This is a genomic window from Vibrio frigidus (genome assembly GCF_042465995.1).
Lineage (GTDB): Bacteria > Pseudomonadota > Gammaproteobacteria > Enterobacterales > Vibrionaceae > Vibrio.
Genome location: NZ_JBCDMC010000004.1, coordinates 214851 through 227454, shown reverse-complemented (window position 1 = coordinate 227454; position 12604 = coordinate 214851). Strand labels below are relative to the sequence as shown.

13 protein-coding genes are annotated in these 12604 nt (G+C 42.7%); 8 read left to right on the top strand and 5 right to left on the bottom strand.

From position 1 onward, the window contains the following. Positions 1–65: 65 nt before the first annotated feature. The 4 genes from AACW90_RS08720 to hutW form a co-directional block, all read right to left on the bottom strand. Positions 66–2204 (bottom strand): TonB-dependent hemoglobin/transferrin/lactoferrin family receptor, encoded by a 2139-nt coding sequence (locus AACW90_RS08720; protein ID WP_390233258.1) that lies wholly within the window; start codon positions 2202–2204, stop codon positions 66–68. Positions 2205–2326: 122 nt separating this feature from the next. Further along, complete coding sequence (gene hutZ / locus AACW90_RS08715) at positions 2327–2845, bottom strand: heme utilization protein HutZ (RefSeq protein WP_390233256.1); 519 nt, start codon at positions 2843–2845, stop codon at positions 2327–2329. Further along, positions 2835–3365: a heme utilization cystosolic carrier protein HutX gene (hutX, locus tag AACW90_RS08710; RefSeq protein WP_390233254.1), complete on the bottom strand. Its 531-nt coding sequence runs from the start codon at positions 3363–3365 to the stop codon at positions 2835–2837. Before hutX ends, hutZ begins: the two co-directional genes overlap by 11 nt. 15 nt (positions 3366–3380) lie before the next feature. After that, positions 3381–4733, bottom strand: a complete 1353-nt coding sequence (gene hutW / locus AACW90_RS08705; protein ID WP_390233252.1) for a heme anaerobic degradation radical SAM methyltransferase ChuW/HutW — start codon at positions 4731–4733, stop codon at positions 3381–3383. Positions 4734–4906: 173 nt separating this feature from the next. Between hutW and AACW90_RS08700 the strand changes: the two genes are divergently transcribed. From AACW90_RS08700 to AACW90_RS08670, 7 genes are all read left to right on the top strand, one after another. Further along, positions 4907–5662, top strand: a complete 756-nt coding sequence (locus AACW90_RS08700) for an energy transducer TonB (protein WP_390233250.1) — start codon at positions 4907–4909, stop codon at positions 5660–5662. After that, positions 5663–6385 (top strand): MotA/TolQ/ExbB proton channel family protein, encoded by a 723-nt coding sequence (locus AACW90_RS08695; RefSeq protein ID WP_390233249.1) that lies wholly within the window; start codon positions 5663–5665, stop codon positions 6383–6385. Continuing rightward, a complete protein-coding gene (locus tag AACW90_RS08690) occupies positions 6382–6801 on the top strand; it encodes an ExbD/TolR family protein (protein WP_390233247.1) in 420 nt (139 codons plus the stop codon). The genes AACW90_RS08695 and AACW90_RS08690 overlap by 4 nt, the downstream gene beginning before the upstream one ends. Beyond that, the gene (locus AACW90_RS08685) at positions 6798–7634 is read left to right on the top strand and encodes a heme/hemin ABC transporter substrate-binding protein (protein WP_390233245.1); all 837 of its coding nucleotides are present in this window, start codon (positions 6798–6800) and stop codon (positions 7632–7634) included. Before AACW90_RS08690 ends, AACW90_RS08685 begins: the two co-directional genes overlap by 4 nt. 28 nt (positions 7635–7662) lie before the next feature. Next, positions 7663–8718, top strand: coding sequence for a FecCD family ABC transporter permease (locus AACW90_RS08680; protein WP_390233243.1), 1056 nt, complete (start codon positions 7663–7665; stop codon positions 8716–8718). Then, positions 8718–9491 (top strand): heme ABC transporter ATP-binding protein, encoded by a 774-nt coding sequence (locus tag AACW90_RS08675; RefSeq protein ID WP_390233241.1) that lies wholly within the window; start codon positions 8718–8720, stop codon positions 9489–9491. The genes AACW90_RS08680 and AACW90_RS08675 overlap by 1 nt, the downstream gene beginning before the upstream one ends. A 251-nt stretch (positions 9492–9742) precedes the next feature. After that, complete coding sequence (locus AACW90_RS08670; RefSeq protein ID WP_390233239.1) at positions 9743–11302, top strand: SulP family inorganic anion transporter; 1560 nt, start codon at positions 9743–9745, stop codon at positions 11300–11302. A gap of 76 nt (positions 11303–11378) precedes the next feature. On the opposite strand, the gene AACW90_RS08665 is transcribed toward AACW90_RS08670, so the two are convergent. Continuing rightward, entirely contained in the window at positions 11379–11828 is a 450-nt protein-coding gene (locus tag AACW90_RS08665; RefSeq protein WP_390233237.1) for a low molecular weight protein-tyrosine-phosphatase, read from the bottom strand. 83 nt (positions 11829–11911) lie between these two features. Between AACW90_RS08665 and cobO the strand changes: the two genes are divergently transcribed. Next, positions 11912–12517: a cob(I)yrinic acid a,c-diamide adenosyltransferase gene (gene cobO / locus AACW90_RS08660; RefSeq protein ID WP_195702739.1), complete on the top strand. Its 606-nt coding sequence runs from the start codon at positions 11912–11914 to the stop codon at positions 12515–12517. The last annotated feature ends 87 nt before the right edge of the window (positions 12518–12604 follow it).

Genomic DNA, 12604 nt, shown 5'->3' with positions numbered 1-12604 from the left:
TTTAAAAAAACCGCCTTTTAGTGCAAAGGCGGCTTTTGGTTAAAAGAGTATAAGATAAGGGAAACCTAGAATTGGTAATCCACCGCTACACCCCAATTACGCCCAGGTTGCGATTTTATATCTTTGTTAAAGCTGTTCGTCGCTGTTCGTCCAGCGATGTCATCGTATAACCAATACTTTTTATCCAAAACATTAAACAAACCTGCTGATACTCTTACATCTTGGGCAGGTTGATAATACGTCGTAAAATCGACTAACGTATAACCCGAGACATTTTCATTATCATCCGTTTGCCAATCATTTTTAGCCGCAACCATTTTTACATTCAGCGCTGCACCATAAACATCTCTATCCAAACCCAAACCGATAACGCCAGTTAACGGTGCAACTGAATCTAATGCGTCACCTGTTTTCTTATCTTCGCCGTCTAAATAGGAAACACTGACACGGCTATACATCCCTTGAGGGGCGGCAAACATCTGGTCAAGGTAAATGGTTGAACTAAATTCAACACCATATATTTCAACCTCATCAAGATTCTTTTTGGTAATAACATCTTTACCGCCTCGTTCGCCCGTAACCTCTTGAGTAATAAAGTCTGTGTAATCATTGTAGAACATCGCGAACTCAAAGCGCGCTGAACTATTTTCACCACGTAATCCAAGCTCATAGGCCGTACTTCTTTCCGCTTTTAAGTCGGGGTTTGCTTCTATAATCGCCCCTTGATTATAGAAGTAATACAGATCGTAGACGGTTGGTGCTTTAAAGCCTTGGCTCACTTGACCAAATAACGAAAGTTGATCATTCAAATGATAAACCGATCCAAGCTTCCCTGTCACTGCACTGTCGCTATTTTTTGCATATTCTGTTGTATAGCCCGAGTCAGTACTTGGGTCAGCAGAAAAAGAATCAAAACGAAGGCCGGCGGTGACGATTAAGCGCTCTTGCATAAAGAAAGCCTGATCTTGAACAAATACACCCCACTGAATGACATTCGCATCAGGAATCCCCGTGCTTCCGGGCGTAACAGTGCCAAAATCATATTTATAGTCTGTATTGTCTAACGCAAAATCATTATTTAAAAACATAGCCCCATAGGTAAACTCATGTGCATTGCCATCAATCATCGTAATTTTAGACAATTGGGTATCCACCTGAATCGATTTGTCTGAAGCGTCTCGCTCCCGCATACGTTGACCAGAAAAGCCCGTCGTATCATAGTTTTTCGACAATGAACTCGAATCTTGATAATTGATTGACCAATCTAAAGAGTCCGCGAGCAATGCATTCATAAACATTTGATGCTCTAAACCGATACGAAAACGCTCATTTACATCCTTGTTATAACTATCAGTGTAGGTAAACCCCGGCATAATGCTATAACCGTTATAGTTCAATTCGTCTTCATCGTACTGCTGATTATAGTATTCAACTGTGAGGCCGATTCGATTGTCTTGATTGACTTGATAAAAGGCTTTTCCAAGAAGATTGCCTAGCTCTTTGTCTGCTGGGTTCGCAGCACCACGATCAGGGCCTTCAATCGCATCACCTGAACCGTGCGTTTCAGTTTCATGTCCATTGGCATAGGTTGCCATCAATAAGGTTTCGAGCTTATCCTTGCGCATCGCCCAGTTAACCGTTGTTTTAAATTCATCACTCGCCGAGGCGTAACCACTTTTTATACCAAATCGATGTTCGTCACCCGATGTGGTGAGGTAGTCTTGAGGAGATTTGGTACGCATTAATACGACACCACCCAAGGCATCAGAACCATATAGGGTAGAAGAAGGGCCTTTATTCACCTCTATTGATTGCAGTGTATCGACTTCAATCGTATTAGGGTATTTACGCTGTTCGCTTGAACCAGGGTTATAAGGCGTTGGTTGTTGAACACCATCCACCATCATTTTAACTCGGCTCTCCTCAACACCTCTGATATTGACACCTGAAACACCAAAACGACCCGAACCTTGAGCATCAACCCCGGGGGTATATTGAAACACCTCTTTCAAATCATTCACTACATTTTTGTTCATATCCTCTACGGAAATCACTTCGATCGAGGACGATACATCTTTCTTACTTTGTTCCGTACGTGTCCCCGAAACCACTACTTCGTCAAGAGAGTATATTTCTGCATTCGTCGTTGCTGGTAGCGAAAGCACACCCGCTATCGCCACCGCTATTCTTGTTTTATTAAGCATTTTTCATTCCTTTATCCATTTTTTAGGCGAACAAACTCACAGACGAGTTCTGATGTCTCATCCGGTCCTTTATATTTATCTGATTATTTTTTGATATTTAAATCGCGTACGATGATGCAGCTCTATTTATTATTTATATGGCCTCCATCTAAATGAACGATATCCACTCTATCACTTCCAGAGATATCAAACGCTTTGCCAAAACCTTTCACAAAACGCCCTTTTTCTGGGATAAGTTGATACATGTGGAAATCGCCTAGTTTGCTCAAATTACTAACAATTTCTCCAAATCGTTGTTCAAGTGCACTGATCGCCGTTAGCCAAGAATCAGACTCTCTGTGAACGAGATTTGCTTTGGTATCAAAACTCAAACGCTTTCGAGCATAGATACTTTTGCAATCTTGTTCGTCCTCTATCATCATGATTGAAACCTGTTGATGATTTTTTATATTCTGCCCATGCTTAGCGATATCACTGATTAAGATGTAGTAACCGTCAGGCAAATAAACAAATGGTGTATAACTGACATGCGGACGACCGCCATGGGTAAGTGTGGCTAATTGCAGTGTTTTTTGATGCTGGCGAAACTCTAAAATATCATTTCCAATCCGATTCTGTATTCGGAGTTGTTTATTTTCCATTGCTCAGATCCCTCTGTAAGCTTCTAAATAATTCTATTTGACCTGATAATATCTGGCGTTTTTTATCTCTACCTAAGTAGACTTTAAATACACAGTTTCCCGCTTGTTCATAGAAACCGATGAAATGGCTTTCCATTCCGCGAAATGGCTTAGACACAAGCGCAACGTCAGTAACAAGATCAATTTTCAAATGGCCATTCAATTCACCCTCTCTCCTGCCCATAAGGTTATAGTAACCATGCGAGATCTTCCCTTTAGGAAACGGGGCTTTAACCTCAAAAATTGACCCGTGGGAATGAACGATAGTGGTCACATTCCCCCAAGATGGTAATGCCTGCAAAATAGTGTTGGTACAACCTCCGTCAAACGAATAAACATAATGACTCGGCAGCGCTAGTGTCGCTTCTCCTTCCGATACCTCCAATTTACTTGCCATCTCCGCGACGGAAATGTTCGGTTCTTGTTCATTAAGTTCAAATATCCTTTTTCTGATCTCTTCTATTGGGCAAGATAGATTCATTGTTTTCTCTCCAGACTACGCAGCACGTACTAAATTATGATTATTTTCGATGACTTCAATAAGATTTTGAGCCAATGTGACGGACCAAAACTGCCCCGCGACCGTTAAAGTAAGGTATTCTTTTTCTAGGTTAACGAGACCATTGTTTTGCCATGCGTTAAACAAGGGTAGTAGCGCCTCAAATAACGTTTCACCATAGAGCGAGTCAAGGCGGTGTTTTGCTAATACACCTTGATCAAAAGCCGATTTTATTTCTGCACTAATACCTCGGGTAATGGGGGCCTCAAACGCCATCCCTGTTGGAAACTTCTGGTTGGTCACCGCCTCAATATAAGCGCCCATATCTCTCGTATGCATCATCTGAATCCCACCAACATTCCCTCCTGCGCCCGCACCTAGAGGTAATACTTCTGCGGTTGTTTTTGCCAGACTGTTATAAATACTTCTTTCTCTGTTAGAAGAAGCCCAATGGTTTACGCTCAATCTCTTCTGGTGATGTTGCCCCATGAATTGAACACCAAGTTGATACATTCTGGCTTTCAATGCGGTATCAGCAGGTGCGGGTAATTTACCTTTTTCGACCAGTTGAGCCATCGGGAATCCCTTCATTTCAATCAGCTGATATAAGTCGACTCCATGAGCCCCTGATACCACGTAGTCATTCAGGTCTTGTTCCCAAATATCTAATGTTTGATGAGGCAACCCATAAAGAAGATCAAGAACAATAGGCGCGGCGTTATAACGGACCAACTCTTGAACTCTGTTTAGTACGTATTCTCTATCATCCAGTCGCTTTGCTGCTCGTCTAACTTTTGAGTTAAATGATTGGATACCAAAAGAAAAACGATTGAATCCACCTTCTAACGCACGCTCGAATTTTTCTGAGTTAAACCCGTTCAATCTACCTTCAAGCGTAAGTTCACAATCCGATGTTAATGGGAATAAACGTCTAATTGTTTTGCCTAATATTTCTAGCTGCTCAGCACTCAAATCTGTGGGTGTACCTCCACCTATATATACCGCGTGAAACGGTTGCGATTGCGTCCAAACGAATTGAGATTTCCAATGAAGCTCTGCTATTAGCGCCTGGAAATAATTCTCTATCAAATTTTTGCTAGAGGCATATTGGAAAAAATTACAGAACGTACAACGAACTCGGCAGAAGGGAATGTGTACATACAGGCAACGAGAACGATTATTTTCCCCCTGCTGTTTTAACCTATGTGTTAACTCAAACTGAACGTTTGCTTCACTAATGGGCGTAGATTGCCCTCCTGCATGAGCACCAGTTTTTCTAACAAATGCCGTGCTTATCGGGTCAGGAGAATGGCATCCAACCAAATTAACATCGTCTAAATCAATAATCATGAGTGAGCATTAACCTTACTAAATATCTTATTTTAAAGCGTTCTTCGATTTCTAAGAATACTACCGTCAATTTCTACAAATGTAAATACGAATTGATCTCATTCGTATTTACATTTACAATCTACTCGGAAATTGATTATCTAGATGTAATGACATCATTCTAAGGGTCTACTTTGAACGGTAAACGATATGTGATATTTGGAAGTGTTTCTCTTGCACTGCATAGCCTTATGTTATTGGCTCAGCCGGCACAGAATGCGTTGACTGTCTCTCTGGATTCGACAACAGCAAACATGCATTTGCAATTCGTCGCGGCGCCTAAAAAAGCAGTGTCTATCCCACAGGAGAAACACGTTGAACCGCAAAATTCGCAGCCGACTATTGTCGAAAAACAAGAGCACTCGGTAAAAAAGGATACTGAATTAAAGAAACCTAGTGATCAAAAAAAACCAATCGTTCCTAACAAACCAATAGCAGAAACGGTGACAACCAAAAACAAAATGACGAAGAGTAGTGATACTAAAAATGAACGAGCGTTAACGGTTGATAAAAAACCAACCATTAAAGAAACGACAACCTCAACACGGGCTGACATACCGAGCAAACCCGTAGAGAGTGCCGTAAGTACACCTAGAGCATCCACACCCAAGCTCATAAAAAAGCCAACCTTTAAAGCAAGGCCAACTCCTGTCAGCTATCCACGCGTAGCAAAAAGACGCGGTCAACAAGGCAAAGTACTGATAGAGGTTTGGATCGACGATAAAGGGAAACAGATCAAGCAGTTTATCGTCGATTCTTCTGGTTTTTCGACGTTAGACGGTGCCGCATTAACCGCGATATCAAACTGGAAATTCGACGTTTCAACCGACCGGGGTCATGCTATCGCTCATCGAGTACAGATACCCGTAAACTTTAAATTGGATAGATAAATGAACACCTTAACGACGATTCATAGCCAGTTGGGCTTGATGGCTTTGCCGCTAACTCTACTCTCACTCCTAACGCTAATGCTGTTAATAGAACGCATTGTTTTTCTCAGTATAAATAGCAGAACATCCAGCCTTTACCTGATTCGAAAAATTAGAAGCATCGATATAAACAATAACGACGCACTCAATGAACTGATCCAAGAACAATCGGCGAAAAAAAATACATTATCAAAAGGGATCGCGCTGCTCCTCACACACAAAAACTTTGCTCAATCCTTAAGAGAACAAACCGTGAGTATTTGGTTAGCTAACATTCGCCAAGAGTACACATCAGGGTTGCGTTTTCTTTCAATTATCGGAGCAATCAGCCCTTTAATCGGCCTACTTGGTACAGTGCTCGGGTTAATAGAAATGTTTAAAGACCTTGCGGTGACAACGGGTCCTATTGCGCCTTCTTCACTGGCTAAAGGCCTAGGTCTTGCGATGTCGACTACCGCCGCCGGATTGATCATTGCGGTCCCCGCTATTTTGGGTAGTCAAATCCTTCAGTTATGGGCGGGACGTTCTATCGCAAAAATAGAACATGCATTGAATCATTGCAGCCTTTACCTCGAAGGCATCTCGTTAGAAAAATCGACCGCTGAAGTCATCCATTGCCAATCGTCTACCAAGTTGCACAGCACCACAAAGCCAACCAATGAATGTAAGGTCAGGACCGTATGATCACTTCAGGCGATCAACAACAAAATGCATTAACACCAGATTTAACCCCACTACTAGACCTTATTTTTATCGTTTTAGTATTCCTATTATTGTCGACCAACATTCAGATTAAAACGATGGAAGTGAACCTTCCTCAGACGCTAGACCACGAAATACTGGAAAGCCCTGATAAAGAAGTCATTACTATCAATATACACGCAAAGGATTCTCTTTGGGCTATAGAAGGAAATCGGTACTCGGATTGGGCTCGATTCACGCACGACCTTATGTCAGTAATCAAAAAACACCCGAACAAAACACTTGTCATCGCCGCGGATAAGTCCGCATCCGTAGAAGCCATGCTAAAGCTTTTGGCTTTTTTACAAAAAAACCAAATCAACGCCACCAATATAATTATGGATAACCAAGAATCATGAGAGTCTATTTAATCGGTTTGAGCTTACTTTTGTCCCATTTATCAGCTGCAGCGGAGGAGCGAATTATCAGTGCAGGTTCTGTTGTCACTGAATTAATTTATGCTCTTGGAGCCGAGCAACAACTTATTGCGGTAGATTCTACGAGTAAACATTTATTAACTGGCAGTAGCATCCCTCAGGTTGGCTACCACAGAAAGTTATCTTCTGAAGGATTATTGGCTCTGAATCCGAGCTATCTAATCGGTTCTAATGAAATGGGGCCTGATACAACATTAGCTCAGCTAAGATCAAGCAATGTGAACGTTTTGGTTGTCCCTTCAGGCGATTCAATCGAAGATTTATTTCATCGAATTGATATTCTTGCAGAACTCACAGATACAATCCATAGAGCGGTAAAACTGAAGCAAACGGTAAAACAAGATGTCGATAACTTGAATTCAACCGAATTGACACGCAGCCCTAAAGTCATCTTTTTAATGCTAAAAAAAGGCCGACCTGCTACGGTGGGTGGTAGAGAGACGACGGTCGATAAGATCATTGCATTGTCCGGCGCAACTAACCCAGCAAACAAAGCTGTGCGCTCTTATAAACCGCTTTCTATAGAGTCCGTAGTCGCATTGCAACCTGACTATATATTGGTTAGCGAACGTGCATGGAATAACCTTGAAGGCTATGACGGTATATTGGCTACTTTCCCTTTATTGGCCGCCACACCAGCGGGCCAACCGGGAAAAATCATATCTATTCCAAGCCATGCATTAATCGGTGGATTTGGTATAGCAAGCATTCGACTTGCTCAAAAGCTGCATGGTAAGTTCAAACAAAACGAATAATAAAACTATCGAGACGACATAATACAAAATGAATAATATGATCTCAGGGCGAATTTCCGTCCGATTATTAACACCTATAGGATTATCACTTCTATTTATCGCTGTGATTGCTTCGGTGTCCATAGGGCCGATGGATATTAGTTTTATAGACAGCATGCTCGCTATTCTGCCGGGACACTTCTCGTCGCAAAGCGCTGATGCAGCCTATATCGAATTAATTATTCAGCAGATCAGGTTACCAAGAACCTTGTTGGCTGTCGCGGTTGGCGCGATCTTGGCGTTATGTGGCACAGTAATGCAGGGCCTGTTCCGAAACCCTCTTGCCGACCCTGGGATTATTGGTGTGTCCGCTGGCGCCGCTTTAGGTGCGGCAATTGCCATCGTCCTTTTCGGAAGCCTTGCTGAACAATATCCCGGTCTATTATTATTTGGAACCGTGCCTTTATTATCTTTTATAGGCGGCACCATCACAACTCTACTTGTCTATCGTCTAGGGACCTCTCCAACAGGAACGTCTGTAACTATGATGCTTTTAGCGGGAGTCGCCATCAGTGCTCTAGCGGGAGCTGGCCTCGGTTTGATGAACTATTTTGCGGATGATAAAGCATTAAGAGATCTCTCCTTATGGACAATGGGGTCACTGGCCGGAGCAAACTTACAAGGTTTGGGCATGGCTTTTTCAAGTCTAATTATTCTCTTTATACTTTTTTATCGTGATGCAAATAAACTCAATGTTTTGCTACTAGGTGAGCCAGAGGCCAAACATATGGGCATAGAAACTCAAGCGCTAAAACGCCGACTTATTTTGCTTACCGCCGCAGGTGTCGGCGTGACAGTGTCTCTTGCAGGAATGATCGGTTTTATCGGATTAATCGTGCCTCATTTAGGTCGAATGGTCACCGGCCCCAACCATCGCACACTGCTCCCTCTCTCAATGATAATTGGGGCCTTATTATTACTCGTTGCCGATATGCTCGCCAGAACGGTAGTCGCACCACTCGATATGCCAGTAGGTATTGTTACTGCGTTAATTGGTTCTCCTTTCTTTATCTGGTTATTGGTGAAACAAAAGGGGCGCATTTAATGACGACAACCGCGATTTCTCTCAAAAATTTACATCTCAAGCTTGGTGGGAAAACTATTCTAGATGACGTCTCCGTTGATTTTCATACATCGGAGTTAACTATCTTATTAGGACCTAACGGAACCGGAAAGAGCAGTTTATTGAAACTGATCACTAAGGAGTGGCCTCTTAAAGGTAAAGTAAGTTATTTCGGCATCGACTCCGACAGTTGGAAAGCATCCACATTAGCAAGGCACATGGGCGTATTACCCCAGTCCAGTACACTCTCTTTTAATTTTTCTGTTAAAGAGGTCATTGAACTTGGAGGATTAACCTTACGTGCATCGCAGAAAGAGATTGCGTCTATCGCAGAACAATATATGCGAGAAACCGATGTGCTTCATCTCGCTGACCGTCTATACCCTAGCCTATCTGGTGGTGAAAAACAGCGTGTACATTTAGCGAGAGTATTGACCCAATTGGCACAGAGCCAAGACAAAAAAGTATTACTTTTGGATGAACCTACTTCTGCTCTGGATTTGTCACACCAACATAAAACGTTACAGCTAGCAAAATCATTAACCGATGAAGGGGCATCTGTCATCACCGTTATTCACGACTTAAACCTTGCTGCGCAATATGCCGACCGAGTATTGATTTTGAATGAAGGTAAACTTGTCGCCGATGGGACGCCATGGGAAACCCTAACAAAGGAAAACATTGCAGATGTCTACCATTGGCCTGTACAAGTTGTCCCGCATCCTGAACGGGGCCACCCCATCATCTTGACATGATAAAAAACGCCTCTGCTACGATGACGGTCAACAACAAGTTGTATGACCCAGGAATTGTTAAAAAATCATTAATTTCCGGGGTCAAAATAACAATTATTCTTGAAGTCAGTCACACTATTCTGTACGATTCGCCAGTCAAATTAGAATCCGATCACAATTGCATTTAAAGCACGCTTCTTGCTTAACCATTTGGCTTTAGTCGCAATATAGATTGGTACCACTTTATCTATCCGCAAATATACTGAGCTAAAATGTTTGAATTTCCACAATTTTCAGGGCAATCCATTAAAAATGATACGCTCTCGGGCCTTACTGTTGCTCTCGCCCTTGTGCCTGAAGCAGTCGCCTTCGCTTTTGTTGCCGGTGTTGACCCTATGGTTGGCCTTTATGCTGCCTTTATTGTTGGGTTAATCACATCTATCTTCGGCGGTCGTCCAGGTATGATCTCTGGCGCAACAGGCGCAATGGCCGTTGTTATGGTGAGCCTCGTTGCCACTCATGGTGTGCAATACCTATTCGCAGCAATACTACTTGCTGGTGTTTTACAGGTTTCCGCTGGTATATTCCGTTTGGGTAAATTTATCCGTATGGTGCCGCATCCCGTTATGATCGGTTTTGTAAATGGCCTTGCTATCGTTATTTTCTTAGCCCAGCTTGGTCAATTTAAAGCCCCCAACATTGATGGTGTGATGAGTTGGCTACCCGTCGACCAAATGTCCATCATGGCAGGGCTTATTCTGCTGACGATGGCAATTATTCATTTCCTGCCTAAGTTCACTACAGCAGTACCTTCGTCTTTAGTGGCGATTGTTTCTGTTACCTTATTAGTGCAACTTTTTGGTCTAGATACACGCACCGTTGTCGATTTCCTTAGGTCCATGTCAGGTGATGAAGCGGCAACGCTAGCAGGAAGCTTACCAAGCTTCTCAATCCCAATGGTTCCGTTCAACTTGGAAACACTTCAAGTTATTCTGCCTTACGCGATTATTCTAGCCGCAGTAGGCTTAATTGAGTCACTACTAACGTTAACCGTCATTGATGAAATGACGAATACCCGTGGTCAAGCCAACCGTGAATGTGTCGGTCAAGGTATTGCGAATATGACTTGCTCGGTATTTGGTGCGATGGGTGGTTGTGCGATGATTGGTCAGTCGATGATCAACGTTAACTCGGGCGGTCGTGGTCGACTTTCCGGGATCATGGCAGCATTAGCCCTACTGTTCTTTATATTGTTCGGCTCTTCATTAATTGAGATGATCCCATTATCAGCGCTTGTTGGTGTTATGTTTATGGTGGTTATCGGTACATTTGAGTGGGCAACGTTTAAGCTTGCTCGTCGCGTTCCGAAACAAGATTTCTTCGTTATTGTGTTGGTTACTATTGTTACGGTATTGACAGATTTAGCGGTAGCGGTAGCCGTTGGCGTTATTGCCTCTGCACTCATGTTTGCATGGCAACACGCGAAGCATATCTACGCGAGCAGCCGTCTAAATGAAGAAGGTTCAAAAGAATATCATATCAATGGTCCTATCTTCTTTGGGTCAGCAGCGAACTTCTTAGAGATATTTGACTCGAAAAATGACCCTGTTGATGTCATCGTGGATTTTGCTAATTCACGTGTCGCAGACCACTCGGCTATCGAAGCCATTGAAACAATTGCAGAGCGTTATACTTCAGTAGGCAAAACATTGCACTTGCGTCACTTAAGCCCTGATTGCCGTAACCTACTTGAAAAAGCAGGTAGCCTTGTAGAAATTAACGTAAAAGAAGATCCAAGCTACAAAGTAGCGACGGATTTATTGGCCGGTTAATTTACTCATCATTCGCTAAACATCAAAAAGCCCAGCGCCTATTACGCTGGGCTTTTTTACATTAATCACCGGTTAATTAAAGTTTCTTCAATAACCCTACGCTTGCTTCTTCGATTAAATCTAACACCAGCTCAAAACCACTTCCTCCGCCATAGAACGGGTCGGGAATTTCATTGTATTCAGACTCAGAGTGGCTGAGAAACAGACTGATCTTATGGGTATATTCTGTGGGACACATACCAAGCAGGTTACTCATATTGTCCATATCGGCAGCCAAAATAAGATCAAAGTATTCAAAATCTTTTTCTGTCACTTGGCGAGCGACAATATTGTCAAACGAGTAGCCCCTAAACTCCCCAGCCGTCCTCGCTCGATGATCAGGTTTATCTCCCGAGTGAAAATCAAGTGTTCCAGCAGAGTCAACCTCAACTGACAATTTCATCTTTTCGGCTGTCGCTCTCAATACGGCTTCACCTGTAGGGGAGCGACATATATTACCCATGCAGACCACGAGAATTTTCTTCATACTACCCTCCATAAATTAAGGTTTTTCCGTTGCCCTTATTCCTTTATCATAGTCGTTAACTCAGCATAATTAAAAGGGATACCATGAGTTCTAATCAATCAAAAGATGACCGATATAAAGCACGCCAAGAAAAGGTGAAGCAACATATCGATGAAAAGATAGAAAAAGCTCAAATAGAGAAAGGATTGCTGCTAGTTATTACTGGAAACGGTAAAGGTAAAACCACCGCTGGATTTGGTACTATCGCGCGCGCGGTTGGGCACGATTTAACCTGTTCTGTTGCTCAATTCATTAAAGGAACATGGGACAATGGCGAGAAAAATCTGCTCGAAAAGCTTGGGGTTGAATTTCAGGTGATGGCAACCGGGTTTACTTGGAATACCCAAGATAAAGAAACCGACACAATAGCCGCTCAAAGAGTCTGGCAAGAGTGTAAGCGCATGCTCAAAGATGATTCCATTGATGTCATTCTATTCGACGAACTCACTTACATGGTGACATATGGCTACATCGACCTTGATGAAGTGTTAGATGCTCTCCAGTCACGACCTAAAATGCAATCTGTTGTTATCACTGGCAGAGCGGCCCATCGCTCATTAATAGAGCTTGCAGACACGGTGTCTGAGGTTAAGAACGTAAAGCACGCCTTTGAATCAGGCGTAAAAGCGTTACGTGGCGTTGATTGGTAAACCTGTTGCCGTTTTTATTGTTTGGTTAACATCGGCCGAGTTTTTGGCCCTTCAAGGGTGGATAATAAAAAAGCCAACAGATTGATG

What these genes read in the sequence shown, in the direction of transcription:
- AACW90_RS08720 (WP_390233258.1), bottom strand. Translation starts at nt 2,204, where the DNA reads ATGCTTAATAAAACAAGAATAGCGGTGGCGATAGCGGGTGTGCTTTCG.
- hutZ (WP_390233256.1), bottom strand. Translation starts at nt 2,845, where the DNA reads ATGGAAAATAAACAACTCCGAATACAGAATCGGATTGGAAATGATATT.
- hutX (WP_390233254.1), bottom strand. Translation starts at nt 3,365, where the DNA reads ATGAATCTATCTTGCCCAATAGAAGAGATCAGAAAAAGGATATTTGAA.
- hutW (WP_390233252.1), bottom strand. Translation starts at nt 4,733, where the DNA reads ATGATTATTGATTTAGACGATGTTAATTTGGTTGGATGCCATTCTCCT.
- AACW90_RS08695 (WP_390233249.1), top strand. Translation starts at nt 5,663, where the DNA reads ATGAACACCTTAACGACGATTCATAGCCAGTTGGGCTTGATGGCTTTG.
- AACW90_RS08690 (WP_390233247.1), top strand. Translation starts at nt 6,382, where the DNA reads ATGATCACTTCAGGCGATCAACAACAAAATGCATTAACACCAGATTTA.
- AACW90_RS08685 (WP_390233245.1), top strand. Translation starts at nt 6,798, where the DNA reads ATGAGAGTCTATTTAATCGGTTTGAGCTTACTTTTGTCCCATTTATCA.
- AACW90_RS08680 (WP_390233243.1), top strand. Translation starts at nt 7,663, where the DNA reads ATGAATAATATGATCTCAGGGCGAATTTCCGTCCGATTATTAACACCT.
- AACW90_RS08675 (WP_390233241.1), top strand. Translation starts at nt 8,718, where the DNA reads ATGACGACAACCGCGATTTCTCTCAAAAATTTACATCTCAAGCTTGGT.
- AACW90_RS08670 (WP_390233239.1), top strand. Translation starts at nt 9,743, where the DNA reads ATGTTTGAATTTCCACAATTTTCAGGGCAATCCATTAAAAATGATACG.
- AACW90_RS08665 (WP_390233237.1), bottom strand. Translation starts at nt 11,828, where the DNA reads ATGAAGAAAATTCTCGTGGTCTGCATGGGTAATATATGTCGCTCCCCT.
- cobO (WP_195702739.1), top strand. Translation starts at nt 11,912, where the DNA reads ATGAGTTCTAATCAATCAAAAGATGACCGATATAAAGCACGCCAAGAA.